At 64.0% G+C, this 17,631-nt stretch carries 21 protein-coding genes; 7 read left to right on the top strand and 14 right to left on the bottom strand.

Features of this window, described 5'->3' with window-relative positions; genetic code table 11:
- The 12 genes from ACRC1E_RS00835 to ACRC1E_RS00780 form a co-directional block, all read right to left on the bottom strand.
- A partial coding sequence (locus ACRC1E_RS00835; protein WP_438513215.1) for a sigma-70 family RNA polymerase sigma factor occupies positions 1-480 on the bottom strand: 480 nt, incomplete at its 3' end.
- 4 nt (positions 481-484) lie between these two features.
- Positions 485-934, bottom strand: coding sequence for a flagellar basal body-associated FliL family protein (locus ACRC1E_RS00830; RefSeq protein ID WP_438513214.1), 450 nt, complete (start codon positions 932-934; stop codon positions 485-487).
- A gap of 8 nt (positions 935-942) precedes the next feature.
- Positions 943-2,040, bottom strand: coding sequence for a flagellar hook-length control protein FliK (locus ACRC1E_RS00825; RefSeq protein ID WP_438513213.1), 1,098 nt, complete (start codon positions 2,038-2,040; stop codon positions 943-945).
- Positions 2,037-2,330, bottom strand: coding sequence for a hypothetical protein (locus ACRC1E_RS00820; RefSeq protein WP_438513212.1), 294 nt, complete (start codon positions 2,328-2,330; stop codon positions 2,037-2,039). Before ACRC1E_RS00820 ends, ACRC1E_RS00825 begins: the two co-directional genes overlap by 4 nt.
- Positions 2,311-2,709 (bottom strand): flagellar export chaperone FliS, encoded by a 399-nt coding sequence (gene fliS, locus ACRC1E_RS00815; RefSeq protein ID WP_438513211.1) that lies wholly within the window; start codon positions 2,707-2,709, stop codon positions 2,311-2,313. Before fliS ends, ACRC1E_RS00820 begins: the two co-directional genes overlap by 20 nt.
- A gap of 25 nt (positions 2,710-2,734) precedes the next feature.
- Positions 2,735-4,081: a flagellar filament capping protein FliD gene (fliD, locus tag ACRC1E_RS00810; RefSeq protein WP_438513210.1), complete on the bottom strand. Its 1,347-nt coding sequence runs from the start codon at positions 4,079-4,081 to the stop codon at positions 2,735-2,737.
- 118 nt (positions 4,082-4,199) lie between these two features.
- Complete coding sequence (locus ACRC1E_RS00805) at positions 4,200-4,640, bottom strand: flagellar FliJ family protein (RefSeq protein ID WP_438513209.1); 441 nt, start codon at positions 4,638-4,640, stop codon at positions 4,200-4,202.
- Positions 4,637-5,950 (bottom strand): flagellar protein export ATPase FliI, encoded by a 1,314-nt coding sequence (gene fliI / locus ACRC1E_RS00800; protein WP_438513208.1) that lies wholly within the window; start codon positions 5,948-5,950, stop codon positions 4,637-4,639. The genes ACRC1E_RS00805 and fliI overlap by 4 nt, the downstream gene beginning before the upstream one ends.
- A complete protein-coding gene (fliH, locus tag ACRC1E_RS00795; protein ID WP_438513207.1) occupies positions 5,940-6,800 on the bottom strand; it encodes a flagellar assembly protein FliH in 861 nt (286 codons plus the stop codon). The genes fliI and fliH overlap by 11 nt, the downstream gene beginning before the upstream one ends.
- A complete protein-coding gene (locus tag ACRC1E_RS00790) occupies positions 6,797-7,861 on the bottom strand; it encodes a flagellar motor switch protein FliG (RefSeq protein WP_438513206.1) in 1,065 nt (354 codons plus the stop codon). Before ACRC1E_RS00790 ends, fliH begins: the two co-directional genes overlap by 4 nt.
- Entirely contained in the window at positions 7,842-9,497 is a 1,656-nt protein-coding gene (fliF, locus tag ACRC1E_RS00785; protein WP_438513205.1) for a flagellar basal-body MS-ring/collar protein FliF, read from the bottom strand. Before fliF ends, ACRC1E_RS00790 begins: the two co-directional genes overlap by 20 nt.
- 20 nt (positions 9,498-9,517) lie before the next feature.
- On the bottom strand, positions 9,518-9,853 hold the full coding sequence (locus ACRC1E_RS00780; protein ID WP_438513204.1) for a flagellar hook-basal body complex protein FliE: 336 nt from the start codon (positions 9,851-9,853) through the stop codon (positions 9,518-9,520).
- A 227-nt stretch (positions 9,854-10,080) separates the two neighbouring features.
- On the opposite strand from ACRC1E_RS00780, the gene ACRC1E_RS00775 reads away from it, so the two are divergent.
- From ACRC1E_RS00775 to ACRC1E_RS00745, 7 genes are read left to right on the top strand one after another with little or no spacing between them, the layout of a single operon-like run.
- A complete protein-coding gene (locus tag ACRC1E_RS00775; RefSeq protein WP_438513203.1) occupies positions 10,081-10,944 on the top strand; it encodes a FliM/FliN family flagellar motor C-terminal domain-containing protein in 864 nt (287 codons plus the stop codon).
- 9 nt (positions 10,945-10,953) lie between these two features.
- Positions 10,954-11,304: a flagellar motor switch protein FliN gene (fliN, locus tag ACRC1E_RS00770; protein ID WP_438513202.1), complete on the top strand. Its 351-nt coding sequence runs from the start codon at positions 10,954-10,956 to the stop codon at positions 11,302-11,304.
- The gene (fliP, locus tag ACRC1E_RS00765; RefSeq protein ID WP_438513201.1) at positions 11,301-12,056 is read left to right on the top strand and encodes a flagellar type III secretion system pore protein FliP; all 756 of its coding nucleotides are present in this window, start codon (positions 11,301-11,303) and stop codon (positions 12,054-12,056) included. The genes fliN and fliP overlap by 4 nt, the downstream gene beginning before the upstream one ends.
- Positions 12,057-12,329 carry a flagellar biosynthetic protein FliQ gene (locus ACRC1E_RS00760; RefSeq protein ID WP_438513200.1) on the top strand — a complete coding sequence of 91 codons (273 nt, stop codon included), beginning with the start codon at positions 12,057-12,059 and terminating at the stop codon, positions 12,327-12,329.
- On the top strand, positions 12,330-13,112 hold the full coding sequence (fliR, locus tag ACRC1E_RS00755) for a flagellar biosynthetic protein FliR (protein WP_438513199.1): 783 nt from the start codon (positions 12,330-12,332) through the stop codon (positions 13,110-13,112). It begins immediately after the preceding gene.
- On the top strand, positions 13,105-14,247 hold the full coding sequence (gene flhB, locus ACRC1E_RS00750) for a flagellar type III secretion system protein FlhB (RefSeq protein ID WP_438513198.1): 1,143 nt from the start codon (positions 13,105-13,107) through the stop codon (positions 14,245-14,247). The genes fliR and flhB overlap by 8 nt, the downstream gene beginning before the upstream one ends.
- Complete coding sequence (locus tag ACRC1E_RS00745) at positions 14,244-16,334, top strand: flagellar biosynthesis protein FlhA (RefSeq protein WP_438513197.1); 2,091 nt, start codon at positions 14,244-14,246, stop codon at positions 16,332-16,334. Before flhB ends, ACRC1E_RS00745 begins: the two co-directional genes overlap by 4 nt.
- Here the strand turns inward: ACRC1E_RS00745 and ACRC1E_RS00740 are convergent.
- Complete coding sequence (locus ACRC1E_RS00740) at positions 16,309-17,289, bottom strand: hypothetical protein (protein WP_438513196.1); 981 nt, start codon at positions 17,287-17,289, stop codon at positions 16,309-16,311. The two genes, ACRC1E_RS00745 and ACRC1E_RS00740, sit on opposite strands and share 26 nt — an antisense overlap.
- A gap of 74 nt (positions 17,290-17,363) precedes the next feature.
- Positions 17,364-17,631: flagellin (locus tag ACRC1E_RS00735; RefSeq protein ID WP_438513195.1), on the bottom strand; the 268-nt coding region annotated here is incomplete at its 5' end.

Raw genomic sequence — 17,631 nt, 5'->3', positions numbered from 1 at the left:
TGGCGCAGCACCCGGCTCGTGCCCCGATGCCAGCATTTCATCCAGACTGGCCATCGCCTCGGCGCTCTCGGCCTGCATCGCCTCACCGTAGTCCTGCGCACTCAGCCCCAGTTCGGCACAGGCTTCCGCCTCGCTGGGTTCGCGCCCCAGCTTGCGCGTCAGTTCGCGCAAACCATCGCGCATCCGGTGCGCATCCTGGCGCACCGTCCGTGGCCGCCAGTCCAGACGCCGCAATTCGTCCAGAATCGCGCCACGAATACGCAATACGGCAAAGCCGGCAAAACGCTCGTCCGGCTCGCCATAGCGGCGCAAGGACTCCAGCAGCGCCATCAGTCCAATCTGCTCCATATCCTCGCGCTCGATCACGGCCGCGCACTGCGAGGCCAGTTGGCGCACGATACGCTTGACCAGCGGCAGATAGCCGTTCAATGCCTGCGCTTCGTCTAGCGGGCGGACATCATCGGCGTAATCGGTATACATGGCTTTACTCTACGATCAGCTTGGACACCATCACTTCAGAAAAAGGCATCTCGCGCCGTTCCTTGCCGAAGGCGGCGACATAGGCCTTGGACAGGCGCTGCTGGTGCGCATCCACGCCCAGCGCCGCTGCCTGATGACCATCCAGCAGCGACAGCGAACGCACCGCCAGGCTCTTGAGCAAAGGCAGCTGGGTCTTGACCTCGGCCTCCTGTTTTTCCGAAGTCCGGAACACCAGATCCACCACCATATACTGCATGGCCCCGCCTTCCGGTGCGCTCTTGAGCATCACGATCACCTTGTCCAGACTGACAAAACGGTTGCCTGTCACGGCAGGCTCGGTAACCGGCTCGGCGCTTTTGCCGTGCGCGCCCTGCGACATCCAGAAATAGACCCCGCCCCCGCTCAAAGCCACGGTGAGTAGCGCCCCGGCTATTATCAATACCGCTTTTTTCATGACGACCCTCAAACCCTGCTTAAACCCGGCTCCGCCTCGAAGGCCTCCCCGGTAACATCGGCCTCATACAGTGCCTTGCCCGGCGTACGCTCATCACGCCGCTGCCCTTCTTGGCGCCCTTGGCTCTGGCCGCTGCCGGCCTGACCTTCGCGCACCTCGACGCTGACCTGAGCCTGCTGGCGCTGCGCCAGATCCTGACGCAAACCTTCGCCCATCGCCTGCAACTGGCGCACCACATCCGGGTTCGAGGCCGTCAACTGCACTGACAGCACGCCGGCTTCATGGCGGATGGCGATTTCCAGCGCCCCCATTGCCGGCGGGTCCAGGCGGATCAGCGCCTTGTCCATCCCGTGTGCAGTTTGCAACTGCAGGCGCTCACCCAATGCATTGCGTAACGCCTCGCCCCAGTGCTCGGGTTTGCCCGGCGTCAGCGTGACAGGCGCCCACTCGGGCAGACCCTTGTGCGGCGGGACGGCCACCATCCAGCCTGCCCTTGCCTCCTCGGCCACCTGCGCGGATAGCTGCGGCAATGCCGGGGCCGAAGCGGGACTAAGCGGTAGCGGAACGGCGCCGGTCAGCGCCACATCCGGCTTGGTGTCGGCCCCCAAAGACGGCGCCAGCCCCTGTGCCACAACCCGGGGCGTGCGATCCGCAGCATCAGCGGGCACCGGCAGCGGTCTGACCTGCGCTGCCGCAGAAGACTGCTGCGCGGGGTGCCACGGATACAGCGGCAGCGCAGCCGCGGATAGCGGGGCAAGCCCGTCGGCCACAGGCCGCGTACGGGAAAATGGCAAGCCAAGCCCGTCGGTCACAGATTCGCTACTGCCCGGCACAGGCAGCGGGGCGCTGGACACAGGGATCAGCACCGGCAAATCGGAATGCTCAGCTAGCGGCACCACGACTGGCACGGGTGCCAAAGTAGACCGGTCCGTCACCGGCACACCATCCGTCGCGTCCTCCGCAAGCCCCGTCCCGTCCTCGCCTGCCAGCAGGCCGGCAAAGCTGCTGCCATCAGGCAGCACACAAGCCGGGTCCACCGGTAACGACGGCACTGCCGTGCGTATGCCAGATTGCGTGCCGGCAAGGGGCCGGGAAAGCGTCATCATGTCCACTCCGTTTCGCTGAATTGCGCATAGGCCTGCTGCCCTTCGCGCGAACTGGCCAGACGTGACATTTCATTTTCAAGCCTGCTGCGGTGTGCGGCACAAATGGCCATCGCATCGGCGTAGGCGCTGCGCAAGGCCTGCAGCAAATCGCGTTCGTGCGGGCGGTCAGGCTGCTGCAGATAGTCTTGCAGTTGCCGATCCAGCAGCGTCAGCTGCGGCCAGTCTTCGGCTGCGGCAGCCTGGCGCAAGGCATGCGCCCACTGCGTCGCATCAGGCGGCAACGGTTTCATGCTGATCCCTGACCCCTATCCAGCCGCCTTTAAGCGTTTCCAGCAAGCCCGCCACCTCATCGATGGCGGCGGCATCCAGCTTGACACTGGCATCGTACAGGCGATAGGCGCAGTAATCGTAAAGCCGCGCCAGATTAGTCACCACCTCGCCGCCGGCATCAAAATCCAGCGCCCCGGACAAGCCGTTGAGGATGTTGATGCACTTGCTGATGCTGTCGCCCTTTTCCTCGTAACGGCCATGTTCGATATGGGCACGTGCGCGCGCCAACTCTTCACCCAGGCCGTCAAACAGCACCAGTACCAGTTGCACCGGTGATGCCTGGCTGGTCTGGGACTCCAGATTCACCGTGTGGTAACTGCGATATGCCTCGTAATCCATATTCCCGCTCCCGCTAGCGGCGCATTCAGGCGCCAAGATTGCTATTCAACATTTCCATGGTCTTGGCCATCTGCGTCTGCAACTGCTGCAACTGGCTGTACTGGCTCAGATAGCGCTGGTAGGCCTGGTCATAATCCTTGTCGATGCGCTCCTGGCGCTTGCCAATATCCAGGCTGATGCGCTGCTCCGATGCCTTGCGCTGCGAAAGGATGCCCTTGCCCGAATTCAGCCACTGGTCGGCATAGTTGCTTGCCGCCTTGAGCAGGCCTTCGCTGCCACTGGCACCGATAAAAAAGCTATCCAGCGCCGCCGGCTTGCTGTCCAAGAGCTTGCCAAGCTTGGTCTTGTCCAGCGTCAAGCTGCCGTCACGCGTCGCGTTAATGCCCAGTTCGGCGAGTTTCACCCCGCCAAAATCCTGCCGTATCATCGTATTCAGGCGCTCGCGCAAGGCGCGTACGCTACTGTCGGAAGCGAAGGCACCGGCGCTCTGGCCTTTTTCGGCACTGCCGGCCACGGTCAGGCTGTTAATGTTCTTGAGCAGCGCGTTGTAGCCGTCGACAAAGCCCTGCACATTGGCCGCGGTATCCGTGTCGCTGCGTGCGACATTCAACACCAGCGGTACATCGCCGCTTTTCTGGGCGCGTGCAAGATTCAGCGTGATGCCGTCGATACCGGTAAAGGTATTGCTGGCCTGCGTCAGCTTGACGCCACTGCCCTCGGCCCCCATCCACACCACCGCATCCTGTGCGGCAGTCAGCGGGGCAGCTGCCTTAACGGCCGCATCCAGAGCTGCATTGCCTGTCGTCAGCGTGATCGTGTTGGCGGCACCGGTCTGCCCGGCAGACAGCACCAAGGTGCTCTTGCCGGCATTGTCGGTCGCCACCATCGCACTGACCTTGCCGGCATTGTCCTTGTGCTGGTTCACCGCACGGGCAATCTCGGCGGCCGACAGTCCGACCACGCCATCGGTGTCCGCCTCCTTCAGCGACACCGAAAAGCTGCTGGAGCCCACCGCCACCATCAGGCTTTCGCCGGTGGCAACCGCAAGGCTGTCAGGCGGCACAAAACTGATCTGGTGCGCAGTGGCCACCTTTTCGACAAACAGCGAATAGCGCCCCGGCTGCGCCTTGCCGCTGGCGCTGGCCGTTGCCAGGCCGTCCTGGCTCAGCGTTGCCGCCATCGCCATCACATTCTTTTTCGATGACAGCGTCCCTAGCGCGGTGCGAAAGTCCTGCAGCGATTTTTGCAGGCTATTCAGCGCATCGCTGCGTCCCTTGGACTGCTTGCTCTGTGTCTCCAGTTGCGCTTTCGCGCCTTGCACATAATAAGTGGCCATCTGGCTGGCCATCTGGGCGGGGTTAAAGTCGGTCATCGCAATATCCTGTTCGGGCAGTCCACCATATAAACAACAGGCGACCGCGAACGACGTTTTCTTGAATTTCCGCCAAAAACACCGGCCATCTTGATAAAAAAACCCATGACACCCTCGCTTAGCGGCCGTGTTGCTGACGCTGCCAGCTCAGCACCGCAGCATCATCGGTGCGCTTCTGTTCGCGTACCTCGCCTTCGCGTGACAGGCGCAAGGCGGTCACATCGCGCACCTGCGCCATCGCTTCACGCTTGAGCCTGGCTTGCACCAGCGCCTGACGGCTGATTTCGGCATCGGCCAGCGATAAGGCCAGATCCTGCTGCTGCCCCAGCCTGAGCGTGGCCAACTGCCCCTTGTACGCCGACATATTCAGTGCCTGCGATGCATTAAAGGCGGTCGAACTGGAAGCGGCAGCGCCCAGCGCATCCAGGCGCTCGATATTGCGCCGGTAGCGCGACTGCAGCGCATGCTTGGCCTTCAGTTCGTCAGCGGCGCGCTCGACATCGCGCTGGCGCAGATTCAGCATCAGGCTCATGGTCTGCAGATGGTGGCGGGCATTCATGTATTGATGAGATCCTGTAATTGTTGCCAGCTATCGGCCAGCGCCGCGCCGGTGTCGGCATCCTGGCGCAGCAAAGCCTCCATCGCCGGCAGCAGCGCCAGCGCACGATCGGTCTGGTGATCGGCACCGGCCACATACGCACCCAGCGGCAGCAGCGCCCGCACCTCCTGATAGCGCGACCACAACGCCTTGGTGCCCTGCGCCGCCTGCTTCACTTCGCGCGACACCACCTGCCCCATACAGCGGCTGACCGATGCCGCGATATCGATGGCAGGATAATGGCCGCGCTCGGCCAGTTCGCGCGTCAACACGATATGGCCGTCGAGAATGGCACGCGCGGTATCGACCACCGGGTCCTGCTGGTCATCGCCTTCGGCCAGCACGGTGTAGATCGCGCTCATACTGCCCTCGCTCCCTTCACCATTGCCGGCACTTTCCGCCAGCGCCGGCAGCATGCCGAACACCGATGGCGGATAGCCGCGGGTGGCCGGCGGCTCGCCCAGCGCCAGCGCCACTTCGCGCTGCGCCATCGCATAGCGCGTCAGCGAATCGACCAACAGCAGCACGTTCTGCCCCTGATCGCGAAAATGCGCGGCGATGGTGTGGCACAGTTCGGTTGCCTTCAGGCGCATCAGCGGCGACTCATCCGCCGGCGCCACCACCAGCACTGCCTTGGCCAGCCCTGCGGCGCCCAGCGCATGCTCGACAAACTCGCGCACCTCGCGCCCGCGCTCGCCAATCAGCCCGACCACCACCACCTCGGCTTCGGTGTGGCGCGTCATCATGCCCAAGAGCACACTCTTGCCGACCCCTGAACCGGCAAACAGGCCGACGCGCTGGCCGCGTCCCAGCGTCAGCATCGCGTTGATAGCGCGCACGCCGACATCCAGCGGCGTGTCCACCGCCCGTTTTTTCAGTGGATTGATGCGCGGCGGGTGTGCCGACAGCGGTATATCCCCGCCCAGCCGGCCCATCTCGTCCAGCGGTTCGCCCAGACCGTTGACGATACGCCCCAGCCATGACGGCCCTATCATCAGGCCGCCTGCATCCGGCGCCGGCTTGACGCGGGCGCCGGTCATCAGCCCCACCGGTTTCTTGAACGGCATCAGATACGAGACTTCACGCTTGAAGCCAACCACCTGCGCGTCCAGCCACTCGCCGCGCGCGGTTTCGATCAGGCAGCGCTGGCCGGTTTCCAGCGGGCAGCCCACACTCTCCAGCAGCAAGCCGGAAGCCCCGACCAGACGCCCGGTAATACTGGCCAGCGGTACGGACCCCAGATCCAGCCGGCCCAGCGCATCACGCAACATGTTCGTCCTCCGTGCCGCGACCGGGCTTGCTCTTCGCCTTGGTGCGCCGTGCCGGTGCCGCCGCTTCGGTCACGCCCTGGCCCGTTTCGCCCGCGCTAGCCGCACGCACGCGGCTACGGGCCGCTGCCGCCTTCTTCACCGGCACGACCGTATCCAACACCAAGGCGGCCTCGGGCAACAGGGCCTGCGCCTCGGGTGCTATTTCGGCCAGTTGTGTGCGCACCTTGTCCAGACAGGCATCCAGACGCTGGCGACAGCCAGCATCGGCCTCGATTTCCGGGGTACGGATACGGCACTCGCCCGGCGGCAGGCGTGCGTCGGCCATCAGGCGCCAGCGGCTGGCACGCTCGGGTGCCAGCGCACGGATGCGCTCATACTCCTCGCTATTGAGCACCACCTCGACTTCGCCCTTGACCGGCGGCAAGGCGGCCAGCGTCTCCTCGACCAGCGTCAAAATCTGCGTCGGACGCAGGGTCAGTTCGCAGCGGATTACCTGACGCGCCACACGGTCGACCAGATCGACGACCGCCTCGCGCAGAAAAGACTGGTAGTCGTCGCAGGTGTGACGCAAGGCGGATGCGGCAGCATCCAGTGGGGCGGCCAGGTTTTGCAGGTGCGCAAGCGACTGCTCGCGCCCCTGCGCCAACCCGTCCTGATAGCCGGCCTGTTGCCCGTGCTCCCGTCCGGCAGCCTCGCCGCTAGCCAGACCCTCGTGGTAACCGGCATCCATGCCCTGACGGAAGCCGTCGGCCACCGAGGCCTGCAGCTGTGCCGCATCCATGGGCTCCAACGCGGAGACATGCGCGCCTTGCAGCAGCGGCGGAAAACGAAAAGGACGCCAGCTCTTCACTCGACAACTTCCTCGGGGAACAGCTGCAGGTCGATCTCGCCGTTGGCGGCCATTTCCTTGACCAGCTCCATGATCTCGCCGCGCACTTCCTCGATGCGGCTCTTGGGGACCGGCCCCAGCCGGCGCATCTGGCCCTCGAAGTTCTGAGCCTGACGGCGCGGCATAGTCTGGATGATGGCATCGCGCACCGCAGGCTCGGCGCCCTTGAGCGCGATGGCCCACATTTCCAGCGAGACATCTTCGCAGATACGCGCGATGACGGTTTCGGTCTGGCGCGACAAAACAAAGAAGTCGTACATGCGCGACTCGATCTCGGACACGATCTTCGGGTCGTGCGCACGCAGCAGCTCTATCATGCGGCCGCGGTCGCCCGACATGCGGTTGATGATGTCGGCCGTCTGCTGCATGCCCTCGACCCCGGTACTCTGCGTATGCAGGCTGGCCAGGCAGCGGTTGACCAGCTCTTCCAGCTCGACCAGAAGATCGCGGTCCACATCCTTGAGGCGGGCGATATTGACCAGCACCCGGTCGTGACTCTCCTGCGGCAAAGCGTCCAGCACCTGGCCTGCCAGCGCCGGCGGCAAGAAGGCCAGAAACAGCGCCTGCATGCGCACATGTTCGTGCGCGATGCGGTCAGCCAGCCATTGCGCCGACACCCACTGCAGGCGTGCCATCTTGGGACGGATGGCATCGCCGTAGATCTGGTCCAGCACCGAATTGGCGATATCGCTGCCCAGCGCCAGATCCAGCGAACGCTTGAGGAAGGAGCGGCTGGCGCCATGCACCCCGCTTTGCTCGCGGTATTCGTCGAAAAATTTCTGGATGGTGACCTTGACGGTATCGACCTTGATGCCACTCATGCCACTCATCACCTGTGTCACCTGCAGCAACTCCTCGCGGCTCAGGCAGCGCAATACGGCAGCGGCAGGTTCTTCCCCCATGCACAACAACAGGATGGCGGCCTGCTCGACCGGGCTTAAGGCATGCTCCTGCGACTCGGCTGCGGCCAGTACCGCCGCAGGCGACAGGCTGCTGTCAAGACTATTGCTGCTGTTTTCCACTTTTCTGCACCCATTGTTTCACCACTTCGGCCACCCGCTCCGGCTCCTTGCCGGCCAGATCCTTCAGGTGATCCACCAGCACATCCACCGACGAACCGGCCGGTGGCAGATCGTAATTTTCCAGCAAGGGCACCACCGTGCCGACGCGGTGCGGCAGCGCTAGCGCCGCCGCCCCCTGCTCTGTTGCCCCCAGCGCCAGCGGTGCCGATGGCGCCGCCAGCGTGCGCTCGCCCGGCAAGGCGGCAGCAGCCGGTACTGTCCGGCGCAGTTGCGCCAGCAGCGGTCTGGCCAGTAGCCAGTAGCCCAACAAACCCAGAATGGCCCAGCCCAGTATGCGCAAGGCTTCATACCACAGGCCCGGGTCCATCCACAGCGGCTCGGGTACCGGCTCGGGGCGGAAGTCCAGCGCACTGACCAAGAGCTTGTCGCCGCGCCCGGCATCAACACCCAGACCGTTTTTCAACACCGACTCGATATTGGCGATCTGCGCCGGCGTCCAGCGTTTGCCGTCCGGTGCCGCGCGCTGGTTGAGCACCACCGCCACATTCAGGCGGCGCAACTGGCCACGGGCACGCTTGATCTGGGTGATATTGCGGTCATAGGCATACTGGCGCGTGGTGGCCTGGCGACTGGCACCTGCCTTTTCGCCCGCCGGCGCCGAGGCACTCATATCAATAGGCAGATTGCTCAGCGAACCGGGGATGCCCACCATCGGTGCATTGCTTGAGGTCTCGGCACGCGATGCTTCGTTAGTGACCTTGGGCGCCTCGCCGTACTGCTCGCGCGTCTCCTCGACCCTGTCGTTGTCGACATCGGCGGTCACGCTCAGACGGTAATTGCCCTCGCCCAGACTCGCCGCCAGCAGGGCGCGCACATTGTCGGCCACCTCGCCCTTGATCGCGGTAGAGGCCTCACTGTCCTTACCCTGCAGCAGGCCATCGGAGAGATCCACCCGCGCGGACAACAGGTTGCCGGCCTGATCCACCAGCGTCACCGCGGAGGCCGGCAGGGTAGACACGCTGCCGGACACCAGCTTGATAATGGCGGCCACCTGCTCGTCGGACAGGGACTGGCCGTTTTTCAGCGTCAGCACGACCGAGGCCGAAGCCTTGCCATCGCCGCCACCGACAAAAGAGGTGGACTTGGGCAGCGACAGGTGCACGCGAGCAGCCTTGACCGGCTCCAGCGCCAGCATGCTTTGCACCAGTTCCCCCTCCAGGCCTCGACGGAAGCGCACATCCTGCACAAACTGGCTGACGCCCAGCGGATCCTTCTGGTCCATGATTTCCAGACCGGCCGGCAGACGCGCCACCACCCCCTTGGACGCCAGCGCCATGCGGGCACGCCCCAGAGCCGCATCCGGCACCAGAACCTGCCCGCTTTGCGGATGCAGGCGGTACGGAATCTGTTCACTGTCCAGCACCGTCATCATGTCGGCGGCGGCAATCTTCTCGTCGGCACCGAATAGCGGCCGGTAGCTGGCATCGTCACGCCACAGCCAGAACACCAGCGCCAGCGTCAGCAACACCGACAGCGCCAGCAACGGTAACAGGTAGCGCAGCGCAGAGGCCGGCATGGCCAGGGCCGGCGCGCGGGTGCGCCAGGCATCAAGACCGTTACGTAATCGGGAAATCAAGGCAGGCTCCACAGCACCGGTCAGACCGGCATCTTGATCAGGTCATCCACCGCGCTGACCACCTTGTTGCGCACCTGGGTCAGCATCGAAAACGACAGGCTGGCTTCCTGGCTCATCATCATGGCCCCCACCAGATCATTACTGCGGCCGCTATCGACCTCGCTCATCTTGTCGCTGGCGGCGCGACCCTGGGCATCGACCCCGTTCAGCGCCGACAGCATGGCATCGCCGAAACTGTGCCGGCTTTGTGCTTCATCAGCCGAGGGTTCTGCCGCGGCGGGACGCGCCAGCGCCGTCATGTCGCGCAGCATGCCAGCCTGGTCGGCAAGTATCATCAGGCCAAGATTTGTGGCCATGGGGCTTCCTTAACAAGCAAGAGTAGTGACGTGACGCCAGCATTAACAATGACGTCAGTATTGGATCGGTTGCGAGTTTAAACGTAGTTCTATTTACTGGTAGCGTGAATTTTCACAGACACTTACGTGAATTTTCACCACCGCAAGCCGCAGTGCATTCAGTAAGATGCGAACCAGACGATAAGAGCCATCGGGCAGCACCACACCGCCCCGACACTGAAGACGCCATGCCCAAATCCAAGATCCTGAGCCCTGCCGAAGCCGCGCGAGTCCAGACGCTGGATGCCACCACTTTGGGTCGCCCCTTCCACCAGTTGCCGCTGGTCATGCCGCTGATCGAAGCCAGGATGCATGACTTTGTCAGCCGCGAACTGAGCCAGCGCTTTCGCACCCACCTTACCCTCTCCGCCTTGCACCACACTCGCGAAGTCGCCACCTCGGCACGCTGGTGCTGGCACCGCGTGGGCCTGAGTACCATAGGCAGCCATATCGACCGCCCCTTGCTGCTGCACATCCTCGATTGCCGCTACGGCGGACGCGGCAGCAGCGACAGCAGCGACAGCCAGCCCCAAGCCGAAACCGAAACCGAATATCGCCTTGCGCGCATGCTGGGCGCCACGCTGGCGCCACTACTGCCCGAGTGCATCCGCCAGCTGGGCGGTGACAGCACCGAGGACACGACCAGCGTCCAGCACCTGCCTGCCGCGCCCAATACGCCGCCGGCCTGGGCGCTGCAACTGCAGCTGTGCGGCATAGGCAATACACCGGGCGGCTGCATCAGCCTCAGCCTCGACCGCGATAGCCTCGACCGCCTGCTCAAGGCCAGCAGTGCCTTTGTCGCGCCGCGACCGGCCGCTGCAGCGCTGGCAGGTGCCGGCTTTAGCGACAAGCTCAAGATCAGACTGCAGGCGCGCCTGCTGGAAAAGCACACCACGCTGGGCGAGATCCTCGATCTGCAACCCGGCCAGATCCTCCCAGCATCGCACCCGGGCTTTGCCCACGTTCACATCGGCCGCAGCCGCCTGTTCAGTGCCAGCGTGGTCGAACACGACGGCAAGCTGTGCCTGACCTCATTTGCCAACGAAGAATAAGCGCTCGCCATGGAAAAAAACGATCTCGAAGAACTGGACAGCATCCTGGGAAAACTGGATGCCGGCACCCTGGACAGCCCGCCGGCGCCTGCGCCTGCACGCCGCGACATGAGCGCGCTACTGCGCAAGATTCCGGTCACGCTGACGCTGGAAGTAGGCGAAGCCGAAATCACGCTGGCCGACCTGTCGGCCATCAATACCGGTTCGGTCATCGAGCTGGACAAACAGGCCGGTGAAGCACTGGACATCCGCGTCAACGGCACCCTGATCGGCCGCGCCGAAGTGGTGATCTGCGGCGAGAATTACGGTCTGCGCATCACCGAACTGAACGATCTGGACCTGGATTCGCTGTCTTCATGAGCCGGATGCGCCGCCTGCCCCTGCTGGCCACCTGCGCAGCCCTCAGCCTGATGCCGCTGCTGGCACAGGCCGAGGGTGCGCTGGAACTGCTCAGTGCCAACGCCGCCGGCACCCAGATCGACTTCACGGTCAAGACCCAGATCCTGATCCTGCTGACCCTGCTGGGCCTGCTGCCGGTGCTGGTGCTGATGATGACCAGCTTCACCCGCTTCGTGATCGTGCTGTCGCTGCTGCGTCTGGCGCTGGGCCTGCAGCAGGGCCTGCCCAACCGCATCGTGACCGGGGTGGCGCTGATCCTGACCCTGCTGGTGATGCGCCCGGTCGGGCTGGAAGTATGGGACAAGGCGATGGTGCCGTTCGACGATGACAGGATCACCATGCAGCAGGCACTGGTGGTGGCGCAGGAGCCGGTTTCGCGCTTCATGCTGGCGCAGACCAGCAAGACCGCGCTGGCCCAGATCGCCCGCCTGTCGGGCGAGGCGCATATCACCGACGCCAAAGAGCACGCCTTTGTGGTCAAGCTGGCGGCCTTCTTGCTATCCGAGCTGAAAACCGCATTCCAGATCGGCTGCATGCTGTTCATCCCGTTTCTGGTCATCGACCTGGTGGTCTCCAGCGTGCTGATGGCGATGGGCATGATGATGCTGTCGCCGCTGGTAATCTCGCTGCCGCTCAAGCTCTTGCTGTTTGTGCTGGTCGATGGCTGGTCGCTGACCGTCAATACGCTGGTCACCAGCATACAGGCCTATTAAATGCTGACCCCCGAAATTGCCGTGGATCTGGTACACGACGCGCTGGTCGTCATCGTCACGCTGGTGGTGCTCCTGGTGCTGCCATCACTCGTCGTCGGCGTACTGGTCAGCCTGGTGCAGGCGGCCACCCAGATCAACGAGCAGACCCTGTCCTTTCTGCCGCGCCTGTTGGCCACCTTGCTGACCATTGCGCTGGCCGGGCACTGGATCACACTCTATCTGATGGATTTTTGCGTGGACATGTTCAATCGGGCAGCCACCCTGGTGGGCTAGATGGAAGGCCTTTTCCCCAAACTGCTGCAATGGCTGCCGATGCTGTGGTGGCCGTTTTGCCGCTATATCGCCACCTTGTCGGTGATGCCTTTTCTTGGCGAGACCGCGACCCCGATGCGCGCCCGCGTCGCGCTGGCGCTGGTACTGGCGATGATCAGCGCACCGGCCATGCAGCAGATGGCGCCGATAGATCCGTTTTCACTCGCGGGCATCGCTGCGGCACTGGGCGAAGTCATCATTGGCCTGGTGTTCGGCATGGCGCTGCAGCTGGTGATGGTGGTGCTGTCGCTGCTGGGCTTCTTGCTGTCGTCGCAGATGGCACTATCGATGGCCACCCTCAACGACCCGGGCAACGGCAGCTCCAGCGATGTGGTATCCACCCTGTTCTATCTGTTCGGTGCCTTGCTGTTTTTTGCGGTGGATGCGCATCTGGTGCTGATCGAGGTCATCTACCGCAGCTTCAAGCTATGGCCGGTGGGCGGCGGCATCCCGCCGCAGGCACTGCTGCAGCTGGCGCTGGGCGTAGGCTGGGCCATGTCGGCGGCACTGCTGCTGGCGCTGCCGGCCATTTTCGCGACCTTCGTGGTGCAGATGGGCTTCGGCCTGATCAACCGCGTCGCGCCGGCGCTCAATCTGTTTTCGCTGGGCTTTCCGCTGGTCACCCTGTTCGGCCTGATGACGCTGACACTGGTGGCCACCTTGCTGCCCGGCCACTACCTCAGGCTGTGCCAGCAGGTGTTCGGGCTGCTGGAGAGGATGATGGCAGGAGGCGCCCTTGGCTGAAGCAAAAAGCGGCGACAAGAGCGAAAAGGCCACCCCCCATAAACTGCGCGAAGCACGCAAAAAGGGGCAAGTGCCGCGCTCGCGCGATCTGGCCAGCGCCATCGGTCTCTTGGTGGCGCTCAAACTTTCCGCCGCCCTGATGCCGCAGTGGCTGACGGATTTTCGTACGCTGTTTGCGCTGGCCTTCAGCCCGCTCGCCGGCCCCGGTGTGCTGGACAACAGCTTTTCGCTGCTGTTTTCCGGCTCGCTGTCGCTGCTGGCGCGCATGCTTTTGCCTCTGGCTGCCATTCCGCTGGCCATCATTCTTTTTTCCATGCTGCCCGGCGGCTGGGTGTTCGCCATCGACCATTTCTTTCCCAAGTTTCAGCGCATGAACCCGCTGGCCCACTTCGGTCGCATTGCCTCGGCCCAGCACGCCAGCGAGATGGGCAAGTCCATCGTCAAGGCACTGGTGCTGGGGCTAGTGCTATGGAGCGTGGCCAGCAGCGCCCTGACCGATTTCTTTGCCCTCAAGGGCGCCACGCTGGACGCCACACTGATCTACAGCCTGACGGTATTTACTGATGCATTGATGTCGCTGATCCTGCTATTCATCGCCTTTGCGCTGATCGATGTGCCGCTGCAGGCCTTTTTGTTTGCCCGCCAGCAGAAAATGAGCAAGCAGGAAGTGAAAGACGAATACAAGAGCACCGAAGGCCGCCCCGAGATCAAGCAGCGCGTGCGCCAGATCCAGCAGCAACTGGCGCAGCGCAGCGTGCGCAAGACTCTGCCCGCTGCCGATGTCGTGATCGTCAACCCCAGCCACTATGCGGTGGCGCTCAAATACGATGAAAGCCGCGCTGAAGCACCCTATCTGATCGCCAAGGGCGTAGACGAGATGGCGCTGTTTATCCGCTCGCTGGCGCGCGAACTTGAGGTCGAGGTGATAGAGATTCCGCCCCTGGCACGCGCCTGCTACCACACCACCCAAGTCAACCAGCAGATCCCCACCACGCTGTACCGTGCGGTGGCGCTGGTGCTGAACCATGTATTGCAACTGAAAGCCTTTCGCAGCGGCAAACGCCGCAGCGCCCCGGTGCTGCCAGACAGCCTGCCGGTGCCATCTGAACTGGCCGAACCGCGAGAACCAAAATGAACCTGCCTACCCGCATCCTCAATGAACTGGCCCGCCTGAAGGTGGCAGCACCGATTTTCCTGCTGGCCATCCTCGCCATGGTGATCCTGCCTCTGCCGCCGCTGGCACTGGACATTCTGTTCACCTTCAATATCGTGCTGGCCATTCTGGTGATTCTGGTCAGCGTGTCGGCCAGACGGCCGCTGGACTTCTCGGTATTCCCCACCATCATTCTCACCACCACACTGATGCGGCTGACCCTGAACGTCGCGTCGACCCGGGTGGTGCTGCTCAACGGCCATGAAGGCACCGATGCCGCCGGCCGGGTGATCGAGGCCTTCGGCCATGTGGTGATCGGCGGCAACTTCGTGGTCGGCATGGTGGTGTTCGTGATCCTGATGATCATCAACTTCATCGTGATCACCAAGGGCGCCGAACGCATCTCGGAAGTGTCGGCCCGCTTTACGCTGGACGCGCTGCCCGGCAAACAGATGGCAATCGACGCCGACCTGAATGCCGGCCTGATCAATCAGGAAGGGGCGCAGCAGCGGCGCAAGGATGTCGCCGCCGAGGCCGACTTCTACGGTGCGATGGACGGTGCATCCAAGTTCGTGCGCGGTGATGCCATCGCCGGCATCCTGATCCTGATCATCAATATGGTGGGTGGCGTGGCCATCGGCGCGCTGATGCACGACATGGGCTTTGCCGATGCCTTCCGCCAGTATGCACTGATGACCATCGGTGACGGCCTGGTGGCCCAGATCCCGGCGCTATTGCTGTCATCGGCCGCCGCCATTATCGTCACCCGCGTCAGCGACGACGGCGACATGCAGCAGCAGATCGGCACCCAGTTGCTGGCCTCGCCGACAGTGCTGCTCAGCGCCGCCGGCATGATGTTCGTGCTAGGCCTGATCCCCGGCATGCCGTGGCCGACCTTTATCACCTTTGCCGCCTTGCTGGGCTTTGTCGGCTGGCGCATGCAGCAGAACCGGCAGCAGCGCCCGGCAGCGGCCGATGTCGCCGAGATCCGCCAGGCCCTCGCCGGCGATGCCGAACCGGCGCTCAACTGGCAATCGCTCCCCTATACCGACACCCTGGCGGTGATGCTGGGTTACCGTCTGGTCGGCCTGATCGATCAAGCTCAGGGCGCACCGCTAAGCAAGCGCGTGCGCGGCGTGCGCCAGAGCCTGAGCGAATCCATGGGCGTACTGCTGCCGCAGATCACCCTGCGCGACAACCTGCGCCTGAAACCGACCCAGTACGCCATCCTGATCGGCGGCAATACCGTGGCCGAGGCCGAAGTTCACGCCGACCGGCTGATGGCGATTCCCTCGCCCCAAGTCTACGGCCAGCTGGACGGCATCCCCGGCATCGACCCGGCCTACCTGATGCCGGTCACCTGGATAGAAAGCAGCGACAAGGCGCATGCGCTGGGGCTGGGCTATCAGGTGGTGGACTGCCCCAGTGTAGTCGCCACCCATCTGAACAAGATGATGCGCGAACACCTGGGCGAACTGTTTACGCTGGATGATGTAGCCGCACTGAACGAGCGCCTGTCGGCGCTGGCGCCCAAGCTGGCGGCAGCACTGGCGCAGGCGCTGACCCCGGGCCAGCAACTGCGCGTGTTCCGCCAGTTGCTGACCGAGGGGGTGTCGCTGAAAGACATCGTGCCGATTGCCACCACGCTGACCGAGGTGGCCGACACCGGCAAGGACCCCATCATGCTGGCCGCCGAAGTGCGCTGCACCCTCAGGCGCCAGATCGTGCAGGGCATCCTGGGCGTTCACGGCGAAATGAAGGCCTTCAATCTGTCTCCCGAGCTGGAAAATATGCTGCTCTCCTCGCTGACCCAGGCGCAGCAAAGCGGCAAGGCGCAACTGGACAACTACCCGGTCGACCCTAATGTACTACAGCAGCTGCAGGTCAATATGCCGGTGATACGCGACCAGATGAAGCAGCACGCCACCGCCCCCATCCTGCTGGTGATGCCGCAGATCCGCCCGCTATTGGCGCGCTACGGCCGCCTGTTTGCACCGGGGCTGTCTGTGCTGTCCTACAACGAGGTGCCGGAAAACCGCGAAGTCAGCCTGATCGGGACGCTGGGCTAGCGCCCTGCCATGCCGCCGCCAGCGCCGGGCTTGCCGCCAGCAACACCCTGAGCGCCACCTCGAATAGCGGCAGCGGCAAAGGATGGGCCGCCAGTGCCGGCAAACTGCTGGCGGGCAGCAAGCGCGGCGGCAGCATGCCGGTCGCCACCACCCGGCACACCGCCAAGGCCAGCCCGGCTTCGCGCACGGCGGCACGGATCAACACCAGCCGCCCCTGCAGCCACAGGCAGCCTTGCGCCGTGGCTGCCATCACCAGTGCCACGCCCTCGGGATGATGACGCAACAGCAAGCGCACCGGCCCGGCCTCCTCCAGTTCGATCTCGATCACCAGATCGGCAGCGGGCGGCAAGCCATGCGCCGCCGCCTGCGGCGCCCCTTGTTCCAGATCGATCCACAGCCGCGGCCCGCCCCATAGCCAGAACGGCAGGCTCAAGGGCAAGGCCGGCACCGGTGCCGCCTCGGGCAGGCCGGCGCCAGCCTGTAGCCAGGCCGCCGAAAAATGCCGCTGCCCGCGCAAATTCTGGCGCTGCTGCTCGGCGCATAGCGCCCCCGTCAATGCCGCCTGCCAATCCTGCGCCAGCAACGGCACGGACAACTTGCCCGCACGCAGTTGCGGCAGTGTCGCGGCATCCAGCGCCCAGCCCCGTGCAGGGGCTGGGTTTTCGGGCGAAGCGGGCCTGTCCGTCACCCGCTGCGGCCACGCCAGCTCCAGTTGCGGCGTCAGCGCCCGCACCACAAACGGCCAGGCCGAACCGGGCGCCGGCGCCGGCAGTTGCGCCGGCCAGCGCAGCAGCACCCGCAGCCCCGCCCCCTCAAGCAGCACGCTGCCGTCGGCATGCTGCGCCGCCAGCGTCAGCATCAATAATTCGCCCAACTGCAAGGGCACGCCGCCATCGCGGCTGCGGATAGCCGGACTGCAGGCACTGGCACTGACCGGACGGATGGCATCGTTCATCATGTCTCGCAATAAAAAAAGCCGGCGCCACACAGGCAACCGGCTTGATCAGACAGGCGCACAGCGCCCAACAATTACTGCAGCAGCGACATCGCCAGCTGGCTCATCGAGCCGGACTGCTTCAGCATCGAGGTGCCGGCCTGCATCAGCATCTGCTTGGAGGTCATGCTGGCCGATTCGGACGCGTAGTCGGTATCCATGATGCGGCCCTTGGCGATCTGGGTGTTGTTGTTCACATTACCCAAGTTGCTGTACACCGACTGCAGGCGGGTTGCGGCAGCACCCATCTCACCACGCGATTTGGAAACGGCTGTCAACGCTGCATCAATCAACGTAATGGTT

The organism is Craterilacuibacter sp. (genome assembly GCF_051659485.1).
GTDB lineage: Bacteria > Pseudomonadota > Gammaproteobacteria > Burkholderiales > Chromobacteriaceae > Craterilacuibacter.
This window is presented reverse-complemented; position numbering and strand designations above follow the sequence as displayed.

What these genes read in the sequence shown, in the direction of transcription:
- ACRC1E_RS00830 (WP_438513214.1), bottom strand. Translation starts at nt 934, where the DNA reads ATGAAAAAAGCGGTATTGATAATAGCCGGGGCGCTACTCACCGTGGCT.
- ACRC1E_RS00825 (WP_438513213.1), bottom strand. Translation starts at nt 2,040, where the DNA reads ATGATGACGCTTTCCCGGCCCCTTGCCGGCACGCAATCTGGCATACGC.
- ACRC1E_RS00820 (WP_438513212.1), bottom strand. Translation starts at nt 2,330, where the DNA reads ATGAAACCGTTGCCGCCTGATGCGACGCAGTGGGCGCATGCCTTGCGC.
- fliS (WP_438513211.1), bottom strand. Translation starts at nt 2,709, where the DNA reads ATGGATTACGAGGCATATCGCAGTTACCACACGGTGAATCTGGAGTCC.
- fliD (WP_438513210.1), bottom strand. Translation starts at nt 4,081, where the DNA reads ATGACCGACTTTAACCCCGCCCAGATGGCCAGCCAGATGGCCACTTAT.
- ACRC1E_RS00805 (WP_438513209.1), bottom strand. Translation starts at nt 4,640, where the DNA reads ATGAATGCCCGCCACCATCTGCAGACCATGAGCCTGATGCTGAATCTG.
- fliI (WP_438513208.1), bottom strand. Translation starts at nt 5,950, where the DNA reads ATGTTGCGTGATGCGCTGGGCCGGCTGGATCTGGGGTCCGTACCGCTG.
- ACRC1E_RS00780 (WP_438513204.1), bottom strand. Translation starts at nt 9,853, where the DNA reads ATGGCCACAAATCTTGGCCTGATGATACTTGCCGACCAGGCTGGCATG.
- ACRC1E_RS00775 (WP_438513203.1), top strand. Translation starts at nt 10,081, where the DNA reads ATGCCCAAATCCAAGATCCTGAGCCCTGCCGAAGCCGCGCGAGTCCAG.
- fliN (WP_438513202.1), top strand. Translation starts at nt 10,954, where the DNA reads ATGGAAAAAAACGATCTCGAAGAACTGGACAGCATCCTGGGAAAACTG.
- fliP (WP_438513201.1), top strand. Translation starts at nt 11,301, where the DNA reads ATGAGCCGGATGCGCCGCCTGCCCCTGCTGGCCACCTGCGCAGCCCTC.
- ACRC1E_RS00760 (WP_438513200.1), top strand. Translation starts at nt 12,057, where the DNA reads ATGCTGACCCCCGAAATTGCCGTGGATCTGGTACACGACGCGCTGGTC.
- fliR (WP_438513199.1), top strand. Translation starts at nt 12,330, where the DNA reads ATGGAAGGCCTTTTCCCCAAACTGCTGCAATGGCTGCCGATGCTGTGG.
- ACRC1E_RS00745 (WP_438513197.1), top strand. Translation starts at nt 14,244, where the DNA reads ATGAACCTGCCTACCCGCATCCTCAATGAACTGGCCCGCCTGAAGGTG.
- ACRC1E_RS00740 (WP_438513196.1), bottom strand. Translation starts at nt 17,289, where the DNA reads ATGAACGATGCCATCCGTCCGGTCAGTGCCAGTGCCTGCAGTCCGGCT.